Source organism: Acetobacterium wieringae (assembly GCF_001766835.1).
In the GTDB taxonomy this organism is placed as follows: domain Bacteria; phylum Bacillota; class Clostridia; order Eubacteriales; family Eubacteriaceae; genus Acetobacterium; species Acetobacterium wieringae.
Genome location: NZ_LKEU01000029.1, coordinates 49,842 through 72,170, shown reverse-complemented (window position 1 = coordinate 72,170; position 22,329 = coordinate 49,842). Strand labels below are relative to the sequence as shown.

The following is a 22,329-nucleotide window of genomic DNA, read 5'->3' as shown; positions in this document are numbered from 1 at the left end:
CTAATTTCCTTTTCTTCGTTGTGCGATAATCTCACGTTTTGCCACGCGAATAGACGATACCAGGGTACGTTTTGCGGGACAGATATAAGAACAGCTTCCACATTCGATACAATCCATGGCATGATTTGCTTCACATTTATCCCATTTATTTCGTTGCGAGTACTCAGCAATATAAAGTGGCTGTAAATGAATTGGACAGACGCCAACACATTTGCCACAATGAATACAATTCGAAGGCGTCGCAATTTTAGCTGACTCTTTCGTCAAACATAAAATCCCTGATGTTCCCTTCATTACTGGAATTTCAGTTTCAAACTGAGTAACGCCCATCATCGGTCCCCCTGAAATTACTTTTCCAGGCTCAGCAGAAAACCCACCACATTGATCAATGACAGACTGGAACGGAACTCCCACACGAATTTCCATCGTCTGGGGATTTTTGATGGCATCCCCTGTACAAGTCAGATAACGTTTATACAACGGCATTCCTGTCGTCATGGACTCAGCGATTTGAGCAGCAGTCCCAACATTCATAACAACCACACCGGCGTCAGCTGGCAGCGCTCCCGATGGGACTTCACGACCCGTTATTGCTGCAATCAATTGTTTTTCAGCACCCTGCGGGTATTTCGTATGCAATGAATATACTTCTAATCTGCTATCGTTTCCAATAGCTTTTACCAAGGCTTCAATAGCATCAGTTTTGTTGTCTTCAACCCCAATAAAGCCTTTTTCAACACCAACAGCCTTCATGGCGACCTTCAATCCCATGACAACCTTTTCAGCTTGATTCAACATCAAGTGATGATCGGCCGTTAAATAAGGCTCGCATTCAGCGCCATTTAAAACTACACAATCAACTTTTTTGTCTGGTGGAATCGCCAGTTTTACATGCGTTGGAAATGTTGCCCCACCTAAACCGACAATACCGGAGTCCAATACCATTTTTTTAATGGCCTCTGCATCCATATCTTCCAACGTACCATATGGTTTGATACTTGGGTCGATGGTATCCAAACCGTCTGATTCAATAACAACCGCCATGATTCGGTCTCCCGATGCATGTGGACGTTCCTCAACCGCAACAACAGTTCCAGAGACACTGGCATGTACCGGTGCAGAAACAAACCCATTTGGTTCTCCGACTCTCTGGCCAAGAAACACCTGATCGCCTTTTTTTACGATCGGCGTACAAGGTGCCCCAATGTGCAGCGACATGGGTATGATCACCATTTCCGGCTTTGTGCCAAAGCCCAAAGGCACTTCAGCAGTACTTTCCTTTCTATAGGGTGGGTGGATTCCCCCCTTAAAGGTTCCATGTTTTACATTCATCTTAAGTCAAACACCCCTCAAATTAAATTTTTTACACAAGAGAAACTGTATACTTGTATATATAGGCAGTATCATAACATATAAATTATTTTTTTTCCATACGAATTGATAAATTTGTTTAAAATAATACTGTACCCGCTGGGCCCATAAAAAAAATGATAATTTATAGTTCTAAAAGTGTAAATTCTAGACCATAATTATCATTTTAAGGTGAACATTTATCTGACAAAAACCACAAATGGATTATATGGCATTTGTTACTATATTAACAAATGCGTTTTTCAAATCTGTATTTCGTCTTAACAGGTATTATTTTGTCATTTTGCTACGCCAGAAAGCTTTTATAGCCCTTATAACACATAAAAAGATCAACTTTAGAAGCCAATTCAAATGGCGAGTGCATACTTAATAGCGCTGGACCACAATCCAACACATCCATTCCATACTCAGCTAGAATATGGGCAATGGTTCCTCCGCCACCAAGATCTACCCGGCCAAGCTCTCCCATTTGCCAAACCACCCCAGCTGCTTCCAGTGTTTGTCTCATTTTTCCCATAAACGCCGCATGCGCATCATTGGATCCGGATTTTCCGCGGGCACCACCATACTTTGATAAAACCATTCCTTTACCAATATACGGAGCATTGCCTTTATCGTGGGTACCGGCAAAGTTAGGATCAACGCCAGCAGTAACATCAGCAGAAAGCATTTCAGAATTCATAAAACATCGGCGGATGGCCAATTCTGGTTTATTCACATCCATCAAATCGATAAGTTCAGCTACAGCGTTTTCAAAAAAACGAGAATGCATACCGGTGTTGCCTACACTGCCGATTTCTTCCTTATCAGCCAAGATTACACATCGTGTGCGAATCGGAACCGTCTCCTGATCAACCAAAGCACGGAGCGCCGTGTAGGCACAGATCCGATCATCCTGGCCATATCCCCCAATCAGACTTTCATCGAAACCAACATTTCGGGCTGCCCCGGCCGGCACTACTTCCAGTTCAGCAGTGGCAAAATCTTCTTCCATCATCCCATATTTTGTATATAAATGATTCAGTATGTTTAGTTTAACACCCTCTTTGAGATCTTTTTCCGGATATGGCTGGCTCCCCACAATAATGTTGAGCCCTTCTCCAGTAATCCCCTCAGTCATTTTTTTTGTATTTTGTTCTTGAGATAAGTGAGGCAGTAAGTCCGTGATACAAAAAACAGGATCTTCTGGGGCTTCTCCAATAGAAATGTTGACTGTTTCACCGTCTTTTTTTACGACTGTTCCGTGCATAGCCAGCGGGATGGTCACCCAATGGTATTTTTTTATGCCACCGTAGTAGTGGGTCTTGAAGAAAGCCATATCATCACTTTCATACAACGGCGATGGCTTTAAATCCAATCGGGGCGAATCAATATGGGCACCAACAATAGCCATTCCTTTTTCAATCGGTTCGCTACCAGCCACAAAGAAAGCGACAGTTTTGTCTTTATGAATCATATAAACCTTATCACCAGGCTTGATTTCCCCGGTTTTCTGATAGGTCTCCAAGGGTTTAAAACCAGCCTTTTCAGCCAATTCAACACTGAGCTCAACACATTGCCGTTCGGTTTTTCCAGCTGTCAAAAAGCGCATATAGTCATTGCTGATAGCCTTGACTTCTTCAACCTCTTCATCACCAAGGTCTTTCCATGCCAACTCCCATTTTTTTCCAAGCTGTTCCTGAAGCATAACAGCAGGGCTCTTTTCTTTGTCTTTATTTTTCATGTCATTTTCTCCTTAGTTTCTAGACTCGTTTACAATTCTACTTATCGACAATTTCAATATTGTCCAGTTGGGCTCTCAAATTTGTTCTAACAGCCGATAAATATTCAGCTCGCAATGTCATTTGTTCATCCGATTCATCTTCAGTCAACCCACACTCTTTTTTCTTCCGGGCCAATTCGTTGATTCGATCAATTTTTTCTTTTGTTATCATTTTAATTACCTCAAATTCTTTATCTTAATTTTTATATTTTTACGAGTTGCTTATCCTTAAGCCGCTGGAGGCTAAGCAAAACCCCCAGTTTGCCATGAAAATGGGTCAGTCCCCCCTGAAAATAGACATAATAAGGTTCTCGCATCGGCGCATCAGCTGAGAGTTCAATGGAAGATCCTTGAATAAAAGCCCCTGCTGCCATAATTATCGGATCTGAATAGCCGGGCATGTCCCAGGGTTCAGGAGTGGCCTGGCTATCAACCGGGGCCGCCTCCTGAATTGCCCGGCAAAAAGTCTTGACCCCTTCAGCCGTTTTTAAACAAATGCTCTGAATAATATCACTGCGATAATCTGACACTTCCGGGCAAACAGCAAAGCCCAGCTTTTTATAGCAAGCTGCCAAAAGCACCGCCGACTTAATTGCCTGAGCAACTACAGTTGGTGCCAGGAAGAGACCTTGCAACAACGTTCGATTAATTCCCAGTGTTGCCCCTGTTTCTCTGGCAACTCCAGGCGCCGCCAGTCGGCAGGCAGCCAGATGAACCAGATCTGCCCGTCCCGCTACATAGCCGCCAGTTGGAGCCAAACCGCCACCGGGATTTTTAATCAGGGAACCGGCCATCAAATCTGCCCCGATGGACACCGGCTCAACTCGATCCATAAATTCGCCGTAGCAATTGTCAACAAAAACAATGACGTCTGCTTTTACTTTACGAATTTTTTTGATCATCTTTTCCATCTCATCCATTTGAAGCGCAGCACGCCAGCTATAGCCAGTAGAACGTTGCAGATAGATCATTTTTGTCTCTGGAGTGATTGCAGCAAGTATGGCTGACTCATCAAAACAGCCGTTTGAGAGCAGTTCAATCTGATCGTAGTTTACCCCAAACTCTTTAATCGTTCCCTGGCCAATACCAGTGTCTTCCAGACCAATAACAGTACGTATGGTGTCATAAGGTGAACCAGTAATAGCCAATAAATGGTCACCAGGCCGCAATACACCATAGAGAGCCAATGCTATTGCATGCGTCCCCGATGAAATATGCGGTCGCACCAAAGCGTCTTCTGCACCAAATACATCAGCATAAATAGCTTCCACTACTTCCCGACCCACATCGTCATAACCATAACCGGTCGAAACGGTGAAGTGGCGATCTCCCAAACCTGCCTTTTGCATGGCTTTAATCACCCGATACTGATGCAACTCCGACAAATCGTCCAATTTCTTCAACTGTAGTGCGATATCTTTTTCTGTATTTTTTACGAAATTAATAACTGACTCTGATATTTTAAATTCCTGTTCAAGATGGGTTTTAATGTCATTTTGAATGTTCAAACAATTTACTCGCTTTCATTTATTGATTCTAACTGTGGTTTAATCAGACTAAGGCATTCCATAACCTGAGTTTCTAAATTACTAGGTTCACCCATTTTTAGCCATTGGATACGCTCATCCTTTCGAAACCACGTCATTTGACGTTTGGCATAGTGACGGGAATCCCGTTTCAAAATACTGACCACTTCTGCCAAAGTGGACTCACCTTCCAGATAAGGCTTCAATTCCTTATAGCCTATTGCCTTCAACGATGTCAGGTTCCAATCATAACCCCTTTCAATCAGCATTTTTGTTTCTTCGATCAGACCTTCCTCGATCATCCGATCGACCCGATGATTTATTCGATTATAAAGAGTCTCCCGATCCCAATCCAAACCGATCATAATATAATCGTAGGGCACTTCCTGTTTTCTTGATTCTTCATCAAAATGAGATTTTGGTTTGCCTGTGAGCTCATAGATTTCCAATGCCCGGATAATGCGGTTTAGATTGTTGGGATGAACGATTTCTGCAGTGGCTGGATCCACCAATTTTAATCGCTCATACAATGCATCTTTGCCCAGAACTTCAGCTTCAGCCGTTAATCGCCACCGAATTGTCTCATCACTGTCTTTTTTTTGAAAATCCCATGGGAGACTCAGACTGTTGATATATAATCCAGTCCCACCTATTATAATAGGAAGTTTTCCTTTTATAAGAATTTCTTCGATGGCTTCAAGCGCTGCCTCTTTATACTTAGCCACACTGAACTCTTCATCTGGCGGCACACAGTCAATCAGGTGATGGGGCACCCCTTGCATCTCTTCTGAGGTAACCTTGGCCGTGCCGATATTCATGTGTTTATAGATTTGCATGGAGTCGGCTGAAACGACTTCGCCGTTGAGTTTTTTTGCGAGAGCTACGCCCAGGGCCGTTTTTCCGCTGGCTGTTGGCCCTACAATGACTACTATTTTCGGTTTTTTTACTTCCATATTATATTACCCGCTTGAATAATTTCATTAATTCATATTCCTTTAATCTCATTATAATGGGGCGACCATGGGGACAGGTGTAGGGATTATCAAGATTTGTCAAATTCTCGAGCAATCTTTTAATTTCGACCTGAGTTAAGGATTGCCCGCCCTTAATGGCAGCTTTACAGGCCATGGAAATGATTTTATTCTGTGTTTTTTCTGAAAAAACGTTATTTACGCAAAACCTGTCATCACACTCAAATAAATTCTCGTCAATCATCAATTTTAGCAAATCCGGACTCTGGGGTTCCCCAAGCAATATCGGAACACTTCGAACCAACAGCGTGTCTTCACCAAAAACATCGCAGTCAAAACCCAGATTTTTATATTGCGCCAGGGTCTGTTCAATTCCCACTAAATCTTTTGGCCGAATTTTAATCGGTATTGGCGTCATCAACCCTTGGCTGGGAAGAACCTCTTGACGATTAAACAGATGCATCAGTTCCTGGGTTAAGAATGCCTCGTGGGCAGCATGTTGATCCAGGAGATAGATTTCCTTGTCTCCCTCCAGTAGAATATAGACATTAAACAATTGTCCGACAATTTTCATTTTGGTCAGATATTTAATGTCCGCTCTGGCACTTGTTGAACTGCCTGATACCTGAATACCCTTTTCCGGATTGGGCCGACCCGACTCGAAGATGTTCAAATCATTATCAACCTGCCTGTACCGATCCGATGAAAAATACACGTCAGCATTCTCAGACAATGCCATCTTTCCTGCCTTTAAGCTTTCGGTTAATGGTGCGGTGTTTTGAGCTTTCTCTGATTGTCCAGTTAAAGCCGATTTTCTCTGATCAACACCAAACCCCATCCGCTTTTCAGACGATGACAATTCCGTATCCAAACAGTTCGCAGAAGTCATCAAAGCGCTACTACTCAGCACTGTCTCAATGGTAGTTTGCTCTTCTGGCTGGTTATTTTGTGCTACTGACACGCTTATCATTTTGCCAGCGTTATAAAAAATCTCTGCGTCATGGTTACCAGTCGGTTTTTTATCTGCGTATTTATTTTTCTCATTAACATCGTCAAAATCAACCGTGTGTGCTGTCCCCAACTCAACAATCAGACTGGCATTTCTGAGCGTTTCTCTGATCCCCTGTTTAAAAAGCAAGCAAACCAGGCTTTCATTAAGAATCTTTATTTCCGTTTTAGCCGGATGGATGTTTACATCCAACATTCGACCAGGTAGTTCAATAAAAACAATACCCAGGGGATGCTGGTGTTTCATACTATATCCATCAAACGCTTCGTCTAATGCTTTTGATAGTCGGTTGTTTTTGACAAATCGTCCGTTTATAAAAAACATTTGATCTTCCCGATGCGTTCTCATCGTTTTTAGATTCCCTACAAACCCTCCCAGTTTCATCGGCTTATTTTCATAATTAAGGGTTATCAGATTGTCTGCCATTTCACCCCCGAAAAGTTTTTTGACCACATCGATTACCTTTCCTGTGCCGGGGGTTTCGAGAACCATTCGTCCATTACTGCTTAGTTGGAAACGAATCTCCGGGCGCGAAATAGCAATTTTCTCTAACTGATCCCGGAGGATCGCCTCTTCCTTTTTGTCCTTTTCCAAATGCTTTCGACGGGCCGGGGTATTATAGAACAAATCTTTCACTGTAATTTCAGTCCCCCGATTATAGGCGCAGACCCGCTGATGAATGAGAGCCCCCCCCTCGAACAGGGCCTGGCTCCCAATCTCTTCATTCTCGAATCGCGTCGTAATCTGAACCTTAGCCACCGCCGCTACACTGGACAAGGCTTCGCCTCTAAACCCCAGCGATTCAATTTCTTCCAGATCTTCAATGGTTGACAACTTGCTGGTGGCATGACGTTTAAAGGCCAATGGAATCTCATTATACGCTATCCCACAACCATTGTCCCGAACCGTTATTCGGTTTTTACCGCCTGCCTCAACAATCACCGTAATCTGATCTGCTCCAGCATCAATGGCATTTTCCACCAGTTCCTTTACCACAGATACTGGCCGGATGATAACTTCACCAGCGGCTATTTTATTGATTGTTTCGTTATTTAACATCTTAATTTTCATGGGAGATATTATATCATAAGAAAATACAGCCGTCGACTGAACCGGTTAGAAAAAAAGAAAGCTGCCATTTGACAGCTTCCTTTCTACTCTACTCAACAGCTTTTTCTTATCGCTTTTTTTAATAATGGAATTTATTCCTCAACCATACTCAGTTGCACATTGGAATCACCTTGTGGTCTATTTAATACCAATTTAGATTCTGGTAATTCGATCCCCAATGCCTCTTTTAGCACTTCTTCAATGGTTGCAACATAAATAATGGTTAAGGCATTGCGCACTTCTTCAGGAATATCACTGACATCTTTTTCATTATCTTTTGGCAATAATACTTTTGTGATGCCGCTGCGTTGAGCAGCAATAACCTTTTCTTTAATGCCGCCCACCGGTAATACCTGACCACTTAAGGTAATTTCCCCTGTCATGGATAGTTTTGAATCAACCGGTTTCCCCAGGATCAATGAAGCCAGTGCAGTCGTTAGGGTAACGCCAGCGGATGGTCCATCTTTAGGTGTTGATCCGGACGGAACATGAATATGGGTATCATTTTTAAAGTAGTCAAAGCCATTGGCCAGATCACCCAAGCGGGATCGGATCAGACTCATCGCAATCGTAGCACTTTCTTTCATGACATCACCCAATTGGCCCGTCAACGTCAACTTACCACTTCCCGGCATCAGGCTTGCTTCGGTAAAGAGAATTTCTCCACCAACTGCTGTCCATGCCATTCCTGTTACCACGCCAGGTTTGTTATTTTCACCAGCTTTTTCATGGCGTCTGGTTTTATTACCTAACACGTCACTCAGGTTTTTCGTTGTCACAACAAAGGGAAGCTCAACTTTTTTAGAGACAATTTTTTCCGACACAACTCGGGCAATTTTTGCCAACTGCTTGGTCAAACCTCGAACGCCCGCTTCAGCTGTATAGTTTTCAACAATTGCTTCGATGGCAGAATCTTCAATCTGAAGCATCTCAGTGGTCAATCCATGGTCTTTTAAAACACTTGGCAGCAGGTGATCGATGGCAATCCGTTTCTTTTCGCCGTTGGTATAACTCGACAGCTGGATTATTTCTGCCCGATCCAAGAGCGGTGCTGGGATGGTGCTCAAATCATTAGCTGTTGCGATGAAAAATACCTCTGATAAATCGTAGGGGATTTCCAGGTAATGATCCGAGAAGGTACAATTTTGTTCTGGGTCTAATACTTCCAGCAAAGCTGAACCAGGATCACCCTGGTGGGACATGCCCATTTTATCTATTTCATCCAGGATAAACACCGGATTCTTAGCTTCAGCATTGGCAATACCTTTAATGATACGTCCTGGCATTGCCCCCAGGTATGTTTTACGATGGCCTCGTATCTCAGCCTCATCCCGAACCCCACCCAGACTGGCTCGTACGTATTTACGATCCAACGCTTCAGCAATACTCCTTCCCAAACTGGTTTTGCCGGTTCCCGGAGGTCCCACCAGCAGCAGGATTGAACCTTGTTTATCTTTTTTTAATTTCATTACGGCCAGATGTTCAATGATTCGTTTTTTTACATCATCGATACCAAAATGATGAGACTCCAATACCGCTCTGGCGTGTTCAATATCAATTTCTTTTTTCTCACTGGTCCATGGTAGTTCTAAAAGCAAATCCAGATAGTTCATAATCACATTGCTTTCACCCCCATTGGGCGGTGAGTTTTCAAATTTCCTGACCTCTTTCAAGGCGATTTTTTTAACATCCGGGGGCATATCCGAATCCAGCACTTTTTTGCGGTAATCGGCTTCTTCTTCCAGCTCTTCATCGAGTTCTCCGAGTTCGGCTTTAATATTTTTTAACTGTTCCCGAAGCATCGCTTCACGATAGGTTTTATCCTTTCGTTGGGAATACTTTTTGCTGATTTCCAGTTGCAAATGAACCGAATCTTTTTCCCGGATAATATAGTCAATAAAGCTCAAGGCACGTTCTTTTAATGAATCAATTTCTAAAAGAACCTGTTTGCTTTTTAATGGAATGCCCATCATCGGAATGGTATAACCCATAATTTCTTCTAATGAAGGCAGACCTTCCAGGATACTGACAAAATACTCAGCTCCTTTAAAATTATGACTTAAGTCTTTCATCAATCCTTTAATGTAAACAATCATTTCCTGCTCTTCATCAGCATTAATGTCCAGTATATCATCTTGAACAGTATATGAAGCAGTAATCTGTTTTTCTTCGAAGGTAAAATCCAGAACCTTTACACGATTGATGGTAGTAATATCAATAATGAAACCATTATCGGATTTCTGAATGTTGTCAAATTTCATTAACACGCCAATCCGATAAAAGGAATCAGCAGTCAATTGAACCAATCCTTTATAATCCTTAGTTGACAAGCCGATGGCCAGGGTATTATTTTTAATGATCAGTTCTTTGATATTATTACCAATATCTTCGTTGACAAAAATACGATTTGAAATCCCCGGATAAATTACAGTTTCCGTAATCGGGATTAATGGTGCGCTTTTAATTTCTAGTGTACTCATTTTTCTTCCTCCTCATCCTCTAAAGATTTGTTTTTTATTAAAGGATTTTGTTTAGTAAGGTGATCAATTGATCCAGCTCTTCATCGTTGAGACTGCTTTTAATACGTTCAATCATTTGAATCTGGGTTCTTTCCTCGGATCTGGCAATTGATTTACCCTTTGGTGTGAGATAAATAAAATACACCCTGCCATCCTCTGGTGAACGTTCACGATACACACAGCCCATGGAAATAAATTTACTAATCAATTCAGTAATCGTCGGTTTCGAATTTCGTGTTTCCTGAGCCAATTGACTAAAGGTGACACGATAATTCTTATCGATAATTTTCAGATAATATTTCTGTTTTGAGGTAACATCTTCCGCCTGACACTGACAGGTTTCATTTTCATGCAATGCCGCATCCAGTTTCAGCAGTTTATGATAGGCCTCATATAATTCGTTTTTCTTACAAGTCATATTATCACCCAACTTTTTTATTAGTTAGCGCTTACCTAACTATCTATCACTAGTATAGCGCTCCATTTCATAATTGTCAATCATGCCGTCTTATTATTCGGAATCATTAAGCTTTACTTAATGTAAATCGATCAAATCACATAATCATCCTGCTCATAGGCGCTACCCTCAACACCAGTTTAGATACAAGTGTATGCTACTTTGATTCGTAGCCTAGCTGAACTACGTATTGACAAAGATCCATCCACAGGCTATGATCATATAAGATAATAAATTTATTTGGACCTAAAGGAGACGATTATGGAAAAAACCCCTTTGGCTACCGTCAATGGTAAAACAATTTACTCTGCGGATCTCGATGCCTTAATAAGACAATTACCCCAAGAACAAGCAAATCAATTTACTTCGAAAGAAGGTCGACGTCAATTGCTAGAAGAACTCATTGCTCAAGAGCTTTTTTATTTAGAAGGCAAGGCAGCAAAGGTCGATGAAAGTGAAGAGTTTCAAAAAATGCTCATCGATGCTGAAGAAAAGCTGCTTAAAACCCATATGATTGCCAAATTCATGATGGATATCACCGTACCTGATGAAGAAGTTCAGAAATTTTACGATGAGAACCCGAACCAGTTCATTGCTCCCGACAGTATTCGAGCCAGCCATATTTTGTTGCCGACTGAAGAGCAAGCTGTAACCGTGATTGAAGAAATCAAAAATGGAAAATCCTTTGCAGCTGCTGCGAAAGAGTACTCGATGTGTCCATCCAATGAAAAAGGTGGAGACCTCAGTTATTTTTCTAAAGGTCAAATGGTTCCCGAATTCGAATCCGCCGCCTTTGCCCTTGAAATCGATGAGATGACCGAACTACCAGTACAAACACAGTTTGGCTTCCATATTATTAAGCTGACTGATCGCAAGATCGCTCAAACGATCCCCTTTGATGCCGTAAAGGAAAATGCTCGTAATTACTTACTGCGTGAAAAGCAGAACAAAGCATTTATCGGCAAGGTCGAAGACCTCAAACAAAAATATCCAGTCAAAATGGAAGCAAGCACCCTATGATTAAAAGACCGAAGCGTTTTTCGCTTCGGTCTTTTTCGTAACTCTTACCGTTCCGTTTCTCTATTCTTCATCCTGATTTTCACAACACCCTTTGCCGATAAAACGATGGCCGATGACAAACCCCGCAATCGTAAAGGCAATTGTAAGCACAACTAAAGCGCACGGGACAATTTTGTCCTTATGAACCGCTACACAGCATTGGCTCTCTTCATTATTTTTACAACACATTTTATTTCCTCCAGCTTTCTTTAGTCTATGATCTGATTTGTACCCCATTTTTTACTTTTAAACCATCAGGCTTGCAATAATTCCCGCAACAGAATATTTATCGAAATTACCTGCACCTTATGTATATTAACAATGAAAAATCCAGCCGGTGTTATAATCCGGCTGGATCCATTTAAATCGAGATATCCAACAACTGGCCGATATTAGGATCTGGTGCAGGACCAGCTACAGTGGCCGACGGAGTCGCTGTTTCGACCATTGCCATCATATCAGTCATTTGCTCTGTACCAGTATCCATTGCCATTTTCATCACCGAAATACTGGCTTGTTGACTAACCTGCATTTGGCTCAAACCCATTGATAGTGCCGCAATATCCATATTCATTCCACCCTTCTTTTTTGTGAATCAATGAAAATTTCATGAAACAAATTCGTTCGAATCAGCCGTTGCCTTAATCTACATTCTAAACACATGTATGTTATCGTACTGCGATGCCTTTACTTTAGGATAATAATACCATAATATGAATAACAATATCTTAATCGTTACATTTAATTTTTAGACTATTAATTACTTAATTATAACACGAATAGCGATAAAATAAAAATAGTTACCATTGCTGTCATTCCCATAATCAGGGTCAATAGCGTCTGGGTACGATAGCCATCCTGGGGTGCCATTGCCCCAAAGTTTGTCACCACCCAAAAGTAGCTATCGTTTGCATGGGATACCGTCATTCCCCCAGCCCCGATCGCCAGCACTGCCAGAACTGCAGATAATGGGGTACTTAAACCTAATGCCGTCATCATTGAGCCAGCGTCTGAATAGCTGCCCATAATTCCTGCCGTCGTAGTCATCGCAACTGTTGAAGATCCTTGAGCCGTTTTTAAAATAGCTGCAATCAGAAATGGAAAAAAGATACCGGCCTGGGATATGAAACCGGCATTGGACTGAATAAATTCAACAAAGCCAGCTGCAACAATCACCTTACCTAAAACCCCACCAGCAGCTGTTACAAATAGTATGGGTCCAACAATCTTCAAGGTTTCATTGGTCAGTTCATAAAAATCTGCTGTTTTTTTTGTTGAAATCAAGAGCCCCAACGCACATAATAACCCTCCCGTTAGTGCAATCATGGGAGTTCCACAAAAAGCAAAAAATTGACCCAATATTCCACCAACTGAGAATAAACTGGTAATTGAACCAAGCGCCATCAGTACCACAGGTACCAGAATCGGAGCAACGGAAGCCAGACCACCTGGTATTTCACCATATTCAGAAAGTAGTTCCGCCATATTTTTTTGATAGTCCTGATCCTCAAGTTCATCTTTTGATTTGATTTTTTCACCAATGTATTTTGAGAATATCAGCGCCGCCACTAATGTAGGAATCGACACCAGTGTACCGACACCAATAACTAACAGCAAATTATTTCCAACCCCAAGCGTTCCAGCTGCTGCAATCGGTCCTGGTGTGGGTGGAATAAATACATGAGCCGTATAAAGTCCCGCTGCCAGAGCTACCGTCATGGCTACTGATGAGGTTCTGGTTTTTGTTTGCATTGCTTTGCGAATCGGATCTAAGATTACAAACCCACTATCGCAAAAAACCGGCACTGCGACAACCCATCCTATAATCATCAAAGCCAGTTCAGGATTATTCTGTCCCACCATCTTTACTACAAGGTCTGCCAATTTAATTGCCGCACCAGTTTTTTCCAAGATTAATCCAATTAAAGCACCCAGAATAATCACAATACCAATACTTGTAAATATTCCTGAAAATCCGGATCCTAAAATTCCGGGAATTTCTGAAAGCGGCAATCCGACAACCACAGCAAGAATTAATGAAACACCCATAATCGCTAAAAAGGGGTGGACACCCCATCTTGAAATGGCGATAATCATCACACCAATTGCAATTGAAAATGTACTCATCAAAACCAAACCGGTCATAAAAATACCCCTCTTTTTATTTTAAGCATTCGTCCTGAAATCAGCGAAGCCTAGACGTTCTTACCATACTATTTAATATTCTGGCTAAGCTTTTGGCGCAAATCATTCATCCCATTGAGCATTTCATTTGCCATCAAAATGTGTTATGATTAAGATTATTATGATCCACTAGCAAATCATTTAAGGAGAACAATCCGATGCGAAAAAGACTATTTATTGTATGTATTCTATTCCTCTCTATTGCAACACTAGTTGGCTGTATACCGACTTCTGAAAAAGAGTCCGATTCCCTGGGTCTGGAATCCACCGACCGTTATGAGCTTCTTATCGGACTCAATGATGTGAGTACCGGTAAACAAATCATGGATACCCAGGAGGCCATTGAAATAATTAAAATGAAACTTTTAAACCATGTGAGCGGCGTAACACTAACTGTTTCTAATGGCTATTATTATATTGGCGCATTAATTGTAGATGAAACCACACTAAATTGTGTGATTTATGGTGCCAATGACGAATCCATTACCGCCCTTGTTGATGAAATAAACAAAGATCTGAATGTCTCTGTGTTGGTATCCAAAACGCCCAGCAAATACCGTCTAATCACACCATAGCGGGTAATTAGCGTCGGCGCACTGAAGATTATTTGTTCCACTACTGATGCATAAATCCGATTCAATGATCATTTTTTGTTTTAACAATATCAATGACTTTCCAGATATTGTCAATCATGAACGTGGGTTTACACTTTTCAAGAGCAAGGGGTGTATTATAGCCCCAGTTAACCGCAGCAACATCGACCCCAACCTTATGACAGGCTTCAATATCTCGGACTTCGTCACCGATATATAACATTTCACTAGGTTTAATATCATGCTTACGCAGCACCTTCTTGATTTTTTTTGACTTCGACATCAGTGCCGAGCACATGATAAATTCAATCTCATGACTGATGTCGTAAGTTATTAAGAAATCAGAAACAGTTTTCTTTATATTCGAGGTGAGAATGCCAATATGCTTGGTTTCCCGTCTCAACGCCGTAAAAAACGCATGAATATCTGGGGCAAAAGCATGGATTTCATTTGATTCCTTGCGCATCATTTTTTGCCCATCCCGCAGTGCTCGAGGAAATTGATAAAATGGGATATCAACAATTTCCTTTATCTCTTTCACATGAAGATTCTTAATATGCTGAAGTTCTTCCATGGTGACAGTGCTGTATTTATATTTTGTTGCCAGTTCGTTGTATATATTAAAGGCTTTCTCTTCAGTATCCGCAAGGGTACCATCAAAATCGAAAACCACACATTTATAGGCCATAGATGACTCCTCAATTTAATTGTTTTTTTGTTTGTATCCAATCACTTTGCTTTTTAATTTCTTTTCTAATGAATCATAAAAAAAATAGTAATCCAGACCTAATCGCTGCGCCTCATGCATCGCTGCGCTACCAAAGCGGATTAAATCATCCTTAGTATTTGCATGGTCAGGAAATTTTGAAATTCCAATATGGCATTTTAATGTAAATGCGTTTTCCTCAATAACAAAGGGCACATCAAACAATTTCGATATCAATTGACAAATCTCCATAACTATTTTAATACCCGTGTCACACGGATAAAACAAAACAAACTGATCCGTATAACGACGAACGAAAAGCCCATATTTCCCAACACAACCATATAACCGCTCACTCAACGACTGCATCAAATGATCTTCAACAGCCTGACCAAATGCGTCACCGACCAAATGAATTCCCTCAACGTGAATAAAAATCAAAGCCAGGTTCTTATCAGGGTTTTTCCCGTTCTTGTCAAAGTAATTATCCAAAACCTGTTCCAACTTATAACGATTGGGTAATTTAGTGACTGGATCCTGAACAAACGCGGCTTCCAAGGCTTTGCGTTTTTCGATAGTTTCTGATACATCAATACCAAGCAGAATATTAGTGTTTTTTCCATCTCTTCTGGAAAAAGTCGCATGATCCCACTGAATATAATGGATATTTCCTTTGTAATCTCTAAAGGGTAATGGTCGTCGAAAATCTAAATTTTCATTAACAAACTTTCGATGTGCACGGTTAAGATTTCCAAAAACATCTCGAAGATTTTTATTTTCGATCTCATCATCAGTAATTCCACTCAATTGCTGAACCACGTGATTAATGTTTCTAACTTCAAAATTACTGTCAAATTCAATAAATAAAAGCCTGCTGTTGTTAAGCACCTTATCTGTGAAAATCAGTTGTGCATTTAGTTCTTCACGTAAATCGACCTGTTTTGTGACATCCTGAAGAATCCCAATGGTTCGAAGATGCTCATTTTCTTTAGTGAAATAATGTCGAATTCGCAAATAGATATCCCGAATTTCACCACGGTTGTTTTTTATCCGGTAATGTGTATCCACTTTTTCCTGCGCCTGAAATGCCCGTAAGAAGGCTTTCCAAACCCGGTTCTGATCATCCTCATAAGCCATCCAGTAGATGATGTCAAGATTCGGCTCGACCTCACCTTCTTCATAGCCAAGTATACTATAAAGCTCTTTTGACCAGTAAATTTTTTTTGTTAAATAATTCATTTCCCAATAGCCCAAATGGGCAAGATGCTGAATTTCTAACAGTTCTTCTTTCTGCTGACTGATATACTCATCCTTTTCATAGGTATTTTTCAAATCTGTACCGGTTACCACCATGTAGGTTTTTTCACGTCCCTTTTTACTGTTTATCTTCAACGGTTTAAAAACTAGATGAATTGGAATTACCTCACCACTTTTATGATAAAACTTGATATCCCTTTCATACACACCCTTTTCAGCAATCGCTTTTTTTAATTGGTCCATCTCGTCTTCAAAAACATAGTCCATCGGAATCCGTTGGATACTTTTTCCGATAATTTTATCTGCTGGTTTTCCCTGATACTTCAAAAATGTTTCGTTTGCTTTATGTATGATTCCATTTTTATCAACTACAACAATACTATCTGTCACTTGATTGAATACTCCCTGAAACACCTTTTCAGCCTGTTCCCACTCTTCCCGCCGATTATTGATTTTAACGAGATGATAGATAATTGTCCCTGCCAAACAAAAAATAACAATGGTTCCTAATATTACCATTGTTGTTATATTCTCTCCTAAAAAAATATTTATCTCATTTTGCATAATGAACACCTTGCTTTCTGATGTATCATGTAATCGGCATATCAACCAAGCTATTTGTTCAAAGATGATACTTAGGATATTTGCCTTCAATTCACAGATATATTATAATACATACTGTCAACAAAATCCATTACTGTCCATTTTTATTTTTTTAAATTGGACTATCTATTTTGAACTACATCTATTTTTGTCGCCGACATGTAGATAACAATGAACATATTTGGAATCAATCATACACCAATAATCTAATCGTCCTTGCTTGTAACAAGCATCCGGCAGAAGGAAAATTAATAAATCACTTAAAAAGCTTTGACAAATTGTGAATTCATGCTACAATAGAGCTAACACTTTACCAGACTACAGCAATAAAGCAAATATGAACAAGGAGGTTCACATGCTTTTCAATTATACCATCGATGGATTCGAAAACATCCAGCATCAGGATTATTTTGCCTTGCAGCAAATCAATCATAAACTTATGTCACTTTACCGGTCCTTTGGATATCATCAGATTTCCACCCCCACCTTTGAAACCTACGACCTTTACGTCAATGAAGATTCTATCCCCAGCGATGATCTCTTTAAGCTGGTGAATCATCAGGGCAAGGTCCTTGTCTTGAAGCCCGATGCCACCTTGCCGGTGACCCGTATGGCTGCTATGAACCATCCCAATGCTCAGGATGTCATTAAATTTTCTTATGAGACCAACATTTATCGTAATTTTTCATCACCAGAGATCATCAAAAAAGAGATTACCCAAATTGGGATCGAATATTTTGGCAACAACAGCCCGGAATGTGACGGCGAAGTGATTGCCCTGGCGATCCGTTCCCTGCTTCAAAACGGCATTAACGATGTCCATATTGATCTGGGCCATGTCGGCTTCATCAATTTTCTTTTTGACGATTTGGCCTTTTCCGCCAAAGAGAAGGCTACCCTATTTAAATACATCGAAAACAAAAACATTGGCGACATCGCCAACTATCTGGAAAAGCTGGCCTTGCCGGATGATAAAAAAGCCATCATTCTTAAACTGCCACTGCTTTATGGCGAGCCTAAAACGGTATTAAAACAGATGGAAGCCCTGTGCATCAATGATAAAATGCGTCAGGTTGTCGAAAAAATTTCTGAAATCTACGCCCATCTGGAGATCATTGGCCTGGCTGATTATGTCAGTTTTGATCTTGGTTTTACCAATCAGATGAACTATTACAGTGATATCAACTTTAAAGGTTATATCAACAGCTGTGGCGAGCCGGTGATCAGCGGCGGACGCTACAACCATTTATCGGAAAAATTCGGTATTCCCCGTCCGGCCTGCGGTTTTGCCATCGATCTGCTCAAAGTGATTGATTACATGGAGCAACATCAGCTACTGCCCCGGGATGACCAGCGGATCCATGTGCTTTTTTATGAAAAAGCACAAAAAGCCAACGCCTACAAAATGGCCGAGCAATTGCGATCTCAAGGAGCCATTGCCGAAGTTTTCTTGATGAATGAAACGAAAGAAACGCATGCTTTGTCTTTCCAGGCAAATGCCCTTTATAAAAATGCCGCCCTGTACTTTATAATGGACGGCAAACTCTTTTCCGAAAACAACGGAAATTTTTCAGAAATCAAAACAATTAGTTCCGAAAGCGAGGTGCAATAAATGGTCATCCGATTCGCCCTGGCCAAGGGCCGTGTCGCCAAAAAAGCGATTGAGCTGTTAATTGATCTCGGTTATGTTTTTTCCGACTACTCAGAAAAAAGCCGCAAACTGATCTTTACCGATACCACCGGTGCAATTGAGTTTTTTCTGGTGAAATCACCGGATGTTCCCACGTATGTCGAAAAAGGCGCCGCCGATATTGGGATTGTCGGCAAGGATGTGCTGCTGGAACACCCGGCCCAGGTTTATGAGATGCTAAACCTTGACATCGGCAAATGCAAAATGTGCGTGGCTGGCTTTGAAAACCGTCCCATCCCCTATGGTAAAAAAATGGTGGTCGGTACCAAATACCCGGTTATCGCCAAAGAATACTTTCATACCAAAAACCAACTGGTCGATATCATTAAAATCAATGGCTCGGTGGAGCTGGCCCCGCTGATTGGTCTGGCCGACTGCATCGTCGATATCGTCGAAAGCGGTAGCACCTTGAAAGAAAACGGACTATCGGTGCTGGCAGAAATCTGCGAGATCAGCTCCCGATTGATTGTCAATCAGGTCAGCCTGAAAACTAAACGGGAAATGATCGACCCCATTATCAAGGCATTTGAAAACCAGTTGTAGTTATTAGTGACGAGAGCTGGTTATTTAATTAAATCGAGAGGAATAAAATGAAAACTATCACTTATAAACAAGGGATGGACCTTGACACCATCTTAAAACGCAACGACGATGAGCGGGAGGATATTCGCAACGCCGTTCTGGAAATAATTAAGGGCGTCAAAAAAGAAGGCAACGCCGCTCTTTTGTATTATACGCAAGCTCTTGATCACTGTGTACTCACCCACTTGCAGGTCACCGAAGCAGAAATTGATGAAGCCTTTGCCGCGGTTCCCGCTGAACTTCTGGATATCATCCGGGAAGCGGCCGAGAACATTCGTGATTTTCACGAAAAACAGTTAGAAACTACCTGGACCTACACGCCCCAACCTGGGGTCATCCTGGGTCAGCACATCACACCGATTGAACGGGTCGGCCTCTATGTCCCAGGTGGCAAAGCAACCTACCCTTCGACCGTGCTGATGGATGCCATTCCGGCGCTGGTGGCCGGGGTCAAGTCCCTGGTGATGGTGACGCCACCGGGTCGGGACGGCAAAATCAATCCCACGATCCTGGCGGCCGCCAAAATTGCCGGCGTCCACGAAATTTATAAAATCGGCGGCGCCCAGGCGGTTGCCGCCCTGGCCTATGGCACGGAAACCATCAAAGCGGTTAATAAGATTGTCGGTCCCGGGAATATTTATGTCGCCACCGCTAAAAAAGAAGTTTTTGGCAAGGTCGATATCGATATGATTGCCGGTCCCAGCGAGGTCCTGATCATTGCTGATGAAAATGCCAACCCGGTTTATGCCGCCGCTGACCTGCTGTCGCAAGCCGAACACGATGAACTGGCAATGCCGATTCTGGTGACGACCTCAGCGGAGCTCGGCAATCAGGTTATCGATGAAGTCTACCGCCAGATCAGTGAAGACTTAAGCCGCAAAGAAATCGCCAAAAAATCTGTCGATGATTATGGCTTTATCTTTATTGTCAAAGATCTCGACGAGGCCTTTGAGCTGTCCAACCAGATTGCGCCCGAGCATCTGGAACTGCTGATCGAACACCCGATGGATTCGCTGGAAAAAGTAAAAAATGCCGGGGCCATCTTTATGGGTGCCTACACCCCAGAACCCCTGGGCGATTATTTTGCCGGGCCCAACCACACTTTGCCGACCTCCGGCACAGCTAAATTCTCTTCTCCTCTGGGAGTCTATGATTATTTGAAAAAATCCAGCATCCTATCCTATGATCAGGCCGCATTGCAGTCAGTCTATCCCAAGATTGCCGCCTTTGCCCGTTGTGAAGGATTGGATGCCCATGCCAAAGCAGTTGAAAGGCGGTTTGAAGACTAATGGAATCACTGATACGAAAAAATATTCAGCAATTAATTGCCTACAAGGTCGATGCCCCGCAGTTTGAGATCGTCGTCAATGCCAATGAAAGTCCTTATGACTTTCCCATGCAGCTCAAACGAAAATTCTGCGACGAAATCTGTAACACTGATTTAAATCGCTACCCGGAGGCCTGTTTTCCGGAACTGATCGCAGCCATTAGTGACTACACCGGTGTCCCGGGCGAAGGCATTATCTGCGGTTCCGGCTCGGATGAGCTGATTGCGATGATCAACCAGGCCTTTGTCGATCCCGGTGATGTGGTGGTCTCCCACTCACCGTCCTTTGCCATGTATGATATCTGGGCCACCATTGCCAATGCCCGACATATCATGGTCCCCGATCTGCCGAGCCACATTCCCGACGTGGAGGGATTGATTGCAGCGGCTTGTGAGAATCAGGCCAAACTGCTTTATATCTGTAACCCTAACAACCCCACCGGCTATATTTTTAGTCGAGCGGATATTGTCAAAATATTGGATGCGGTTCCTTCACTGGTGATCCTCGACGAAGCCTATATCGAGTTCTTTGGTGAATCAGGCGTTGATCTGCTGGAAAAATACCCCCGCCTGCTGGTGCTGCGGACCTTGTCTAAAGCCTTCGGTCTGGCTGGTATCCGCTGTGGCTATGCCCTCGGCAACAGTGAAATAATTGATATTCTTTACAAGGTTAAGGGTCCCTACAATCTCAATGTGCTGACCCAGAAATTGGCCGTTATCGCCCTTAAAAACTGCGATGCGATCCTGCGTAATCTGGAAATTTTAAGGGCCGAGCGCCAAAATGCGATGCAGGTGCTGGAGACCTTTCCCGGCCTGACCCTTTATCCCTCCGGCGCCAATTTTATTTATTTTGAAAGCGACCGGGCTGAAGCCATCTATCAGGCGCTCCTGAAACGAAACATCCTGATTAAACGCTTTGCCGAGACAGACGTGACTCCCGGCAGTATTCGTTTTTCGATGGGCAAACCCCAGGAAAACCAAAAGATTCTGGATATTATCCGGGAGGTCGTGTACAATGAAGCGTAAAAGCACCTTAAGCCGGTCCACTACCGAAACCGAAATTTCGCTATCACTTAATCTTGACGGCTCGGGAATCGCCCAGATCAACACCGGCGTCGGTTTTTTTGATCATATGCTGACGCTCTTCACCAAGCATGGCAAATTTGATCTGACCATCGACGCTCATGGTGACGAGGCTGACAACCACCATGCCATCGAAGATATTGGCATTCTGCTGGGAAAAGCCTTCTATGATGCCTTGGGTGACAAGGCTGGCATCAATCGCTATGCTTTCCAGTTCACTCCTATGGATGAGGCCCTGTGCCGCACCTGTGTGGACATCAGCGGCCGCAGTTACCTTGTTTTCGATGTCCCCCTGACCCGGGAATTCATTGGTGACTTTGAAACTGAAATGCTGGAAGAGTTCTTTAGCGCTTTCACCAGCAACAGCAAAATGACCCTCCATGTGGCTTCCCTCTACGGCAAGAACAACCACCATATTGTGGAAGGAATTTTTAAATCGCTGGGCCGAACACTAAAAGACGCCTGCTCGATCGCAGCTGGCAACACCGAAATTCCATCCACTAAAGGAATAATAGAATAA

Annotated in this window: 20 protein-coding genes; 7 read left to right on the top strand and 13 right to left on the bottom strand. The window is 42.3% G+C overall.

The annotated features are described in order from the left end of the window. From rsxC to ACWI_RS09305, 8 genes are all read right to left on the bottom strand, one after another. Positions 1 to 1,332: an electron transport complex subunit RsxC gene (gene rsxC, locus ACWI_RS09335; protein ID WP_070371169.1), complete on the bottom strand. Its 1,332-nt coding sequence runs from the start codon at positions 1,330 to 1,332 to the stop codon at positions 1 to 3. Positions 1,333 to 1,657: 325 nt separating this feature from the next. Beyond that, positions 1,658 to 3,094 carry an aminopeptidase gene (locus ACWI_RS09330; RefSeq protein ID WP_070371168.1) on the bottom strand — a complete coding sequence of 479 codons (1,437 nt, stop codon included), beginning with the start codon at positions 3,092 to 3,094 and terminating at the stop codon, positions 1,658 to 1,660. Positions 3,095 to 3,131: 37 nt separating this feature from the next. After that, complete coding sequence (locus ACWI_RS18500; protein WP_084633607.1) at positions 3,132 to 3,305, bottom strand: DUF896 domain-containing protein; 174 nt, start codon at positions 3,303 to 3,305, stop codon at positions 3,132 to 3,134. A 31-nt stretch (positions 3,306 to 3,336) separates the two neighbouring features. Beyond that, positions 3,337 to 4,641 (bottom strand): methionine gamma-lyase family protein, encoded by a 1,305-nt coding sequence (locus ACWI_RS09325; RefSeq protein WP_070371167.1) that lies wholly within the window; start codon positions 4,639 to 4,641, stop codon positions 3,337 to 3,339. A 5-nt stretch (positions 4,642 to 4,646) separates the two neighbouring features. Next, a complete protein-coding gene (miaA, locus tag ACWI_RS09320) occupies positions 4,647 to 5,612 on the bottom strand; it encodes a tRNA (adenosine(37)-N6)-dimethylallyltransferase MiaA (protein ID WP_070371166.1) in 966 nt (321 codons plus the stop codon). 1 nt (position 5,613) lies between these two features. Further along, entirely contained in the window at positions 5,614 to 7,698 is a 2,085-nt protein-coding gene (gene mutL / locus ACWI_RS09315) for a DNA mismatch repair endonuclease MutL (protein ID WP_070371165.1), read from the bottom strand. A 143-nt stretch (positions 7,699 to 7,841) separates the two neighbouring features. Next, positions 7,842 to 10,229, bottom strand: coding sequence for an endopeptidase La (gene lon / locus ACWI_RS09310; protein ID WP_070371164.1), 2,388 nt, complete (start codon positions 10,227 to 10,229; stop codon positions 7,842 to 7,844). A 37-nt stretch (positions 10,230 to 10,266) separates the two neighbouring features. After that, positions 10,267 to 10,686 carry a MarR family winged helix-turn-helix transcriptional regulator gene (locus tag ACWI_RS09305; protein ID WP_070371163.1) on the bottom strand — a complete coding sequence of 140 codons (420 nt, stop codon included), beginning with the start codon at positions 10,684 to 10,686 and terminating at the stop codon, positions 10,267 to 10,269. Between the two features lie 300 nt (positions 10,687 to 10,986). Here ACWI_RS09305 and ACWI_RS09300 point away from each other — a divergent pair, with 300 nt between their 5' ends. Further along, the gene (locus ACWI_RS09300) at positions 10,987 to 11,745 is read left to right on the top strand and encodes a peptidylprolyl isomerase (RefSeq protein ID WP_070371162.1); all 759 of its coding nucleotides are present in this window, start codon (positions 10,987 to 10,989) and stop codon (positions 11,743 to 11,745) included. A gap of 60 nt (positions 11,746 to 11,805) precedes the next feature. On the opposite strand, the gene ACWI_RS19015 is transcribed toward ACWI_RS09300, so the two are convergent. From ACWI_RS19015 to ACWI_RS09290, 3 genes are all read right to left on the bottom strand, one after another. After that, positions 11,806 to 11,973 (bottom strand): hypothetical protein, encoded by a 168-nt coding sequence (locus tag ACWI_RS19015; RefSeq protein ID WP_175440930.1) that lies wholly within the window; start codon positions 11,971 to 11,973, stop codon positions 11,806 to 11,808. Positions 11,974 to 12,145: 172 nt separating this feature from the next. Beyond that, on the bottom strand, positions 12,146 to 12,358 hold the full coding sequence (locus ACWI_RS09295) for a YjfB family protein (protein WP_242871604.1): 213 nt from the start codon (positions 12,356 to 12,358) through the stop codon (positions 12,146 to 12,148). Positions 12,359 to 12,552: 194 nt separating this feature from the next. Beyond that, positions 12,553 to 13,929, bottom strand: coding sequence for a GntP family permease (locus ACWI_RS09290; protein ID WP_070371161.1), 1,377 nt, complete (start codon positions 13,927 to 13,929; stop codon positions 12,553 to 12,555). 197 nt (positions 13,930 to 14,126) lie between these two features. On the opposite strand from ACWI_RS09290, the gene ACWI_RS09285 reads away from it, so the two are divergent. Beyond that, positions 14,127 to 14,543 carry a hypothetical protein gene (locus tag ACWI_RS09285; protein WP_070371160.1) on the top strand — a complete coding sequence of 139 codons (417 nt, stop codon included), beginning with the start codon at positions 14,127 to 14,129 and terminating at the stop codon, positions 14,541 to 14,543. A gap of 61 nt (positions 14,544 to 14,604) precedes the next feature. On the opposite strand, the gene ACWI_RS09280 is transcribed toward ACWI_RS09285, so the two are convergent. Further along, a complete protein-coding gene (locus ACWI_RS09280) occupies positions 14,605 to 15,249 on the bottom strand; it encodes an HAD hydrolase-like protein (RefSeq protein ID WP_070371159.1) in 645 nt (214 codons plus the stop codon). Positions 15,250 to 15,264: 15 nt separating this feature from the next. Continuing rightward, complete coding sequence (locus tag ACWI_RS09275; RefSeq protein WP_084633604.1) at positions 15,265 to 17,088, bottom strand: sensor domain-containing protein; 1,824 nt, start codon at positions 17,086 to 17,088, stop codon at positions 15,265 to 15,267. Between the two features lie 394 nt (positions 17,089 to 17,482). Here ACWI_RS09275 and ACWI_RS09270 point away from each other — a divergent pair, with 394 nt between their 5' ends. The 5 genes from ACWI_RS09270 to hisB are packed head-to-tail and all read left to right on the top strand — an operon-like array spanning position 17,483 to position 22,329. Further along, complete coding sequence (locus ACWI_RS09270) at positions 17,483 to 18,739, top strand: ATP phosphoribosyltransferase regulatory subunit (RefSeq protein ID WP_070371157.1); 1,257 nt, start codon at positions 17,483 to 17,485, stop codon at positions 18,737 to 18,739. Beyond that, positions 18,740 to 19,360, top strand: a complete 621-nt coding sequence (gene hisG, locus ACWI_RS09265; protein ID WP_070371156.1) for an ATP phosphoribosyltransferase — start codon at positions 18,740 to 18,742, stop codon at positions 19,358 to 19,360. A 47-nt stretch (positions 19,361 to 19,407) separates the two neighbouring features. Continuing rightward, positions 19,408 to 20,688, top strand: coding sequence for a histidinol dehydrogenase (hisD, locus tag ACWI_RS09260; RefSeq protein WP_070371155.1), 1,281 nt, complete (start codon positions 19,408 to 19,410; stop codon positions 20,686 to 20,688). Next, entirely contained in the window at positions 20,688 to 21,752 is a 1,065-nt protein-coding gene (gene hisC / locus ACWI_RS09255) for a histidinol-phosphate transaminase (protein WP_070371154.1), read from the top strand. Before hisD ends, hisC begins: the two co-directional genes overlap by 1 nt. Then, positions 21,742 to 22,329 carry an imidazoleglycerol-phosphate dehydratase HisB gene (gene hisB / locus ACWI_RS09250; RefSeq protein WP_070371153.1) on the top strand — a complete coding sequence of 196 codons (588 nt, stop codon included), beginning with the start codon at positions 21,742 to 21,744 and terminating at the stop codon, positions 22,327 to 22,329. Before hisC ends, hisB begins: the two co-directional genes overlap by 11 nt.

Coding starts and splice junctions, on each gene's coding strand:
- rsxC (WP_070371169.1), bottom strand. CDS start 1,332: ATGAATGTAAAACATGGAACCTTTAAGGGGGGAATCCACCCACCCTAT.
- ACWI_RS09330 (WP_070371168.1), bottom strand. CDS start 3,094: ATGAAAAATAAAGACAAAGAAAAGAGCCCTGCTGTTATGCTTCAGGAA.
- ACWI_RS18500 (WP_084633607.1), bottom strand. CDS start 3,305: ATGATAACAAAAGAAAAAATTGATCGAATCAACGAATTGGCCCGGAAG.
- miaA (WP_070371166.1), bottom strand. CDS start 5,612: ATGGAAGTAAAAAAACCGAAAATAGTAGTCATTGTAGGGCCAACAGCC.
- mutL (WP_070371165.1), bottom strand. CDS start 7,698: ATGTTAAATAACGAAACAATCAATAAAATAGCCGCTGGTGAAGTTATC.
- lon (WP_070371164.1), bottom strand. CDS start 10,229: ATGAGTACACTAGAAATTAAAAGCGCACCATTAATCCCGATTACGGAA.
- ACWI_RS09305 (WP_070371163.1), bottom strand. CDS start 10,686: ATGACTTGTAAGAAAAACGAATTATATGAGGCCTATCATAAACTGCTG.
- ACWI_RS09300 (WP_070371162.1), top strand. CDS start 10,987: ATGGAAAAAACCCCTTTGGCTACCGTCAATGGTAAAACAATTTACTCT.
- ACWI_RS19015 (WP_175440930.1), bottom strand. CDS start 11,973: ATGTGTTGTAAAAATAATGAAGAGAGCCAATGCTGTGTAGCGGTTCAT.
- ACWI_RS09295 (WP_242871604.1), bottom strand. CDS start 12,358: ATGAATATGGATATTGCGGCACTATCAATGGGTTTGAGCCAAATGCAG.
- ACWI_RS09290 (WP_070371161.1), bottom strand. CDS start 13,929: ATGACCGGTTTGGTTTTGATGAGTACATTTTCAATTGCAATTGGTGTG.
- ACWI_RS09285 (WP_070371160.1), top strand. CDS start 14,127: ATGCGAAAAAGACTATTTATTGTATGTATTCTATTCCTCTCTATTGCA.
- ACWI_RS09280 (WP_070371159.1), bottom strand. CDS start 15,249: ATGGCCTATAAATGTGTGGTTTTCGATTTTGATGGTACCCTTGCGGAT.
- ACWI_RS09275 (WP_084633604.1), bottom strand. CDS start 17,088: ATGCAAAATGAGATAAATATTTTTTTAGGAGAGAATATAACAACAATG.
- ACWI_RS09270 (WP_070371157.1), top strand. CDS start 17,483: ATGCTTTTCAATTATACCATCGATGGATTCGAAAACATCCAGCATCAG.
- hisG (WP_070371156.1), top strand. CDS start 18,740: ATGGTCATCCGATTCGCCCTGGCCAAGGGCCGTGTCGCCAAAAAAGCG.
- hisD (WP_070371155.1), top strand. CDS start 19,408: ATGAAAACTATCACTTATAAACAAGGGATGGACCTTGACACCATCTTA.
- hisC (WP_070371154.1), top strand. CDS start 20,688: ATGGAATCACTGATACGAAAAAATATTCAGCAATTAATTGCCTACAAG.
- hisB (WP_070371153.1), top strand. CDS start 21,742: ATGAAGCGTAAAAGCACCTTAAGCCGGTCCACTACCGAAACCGAAATT.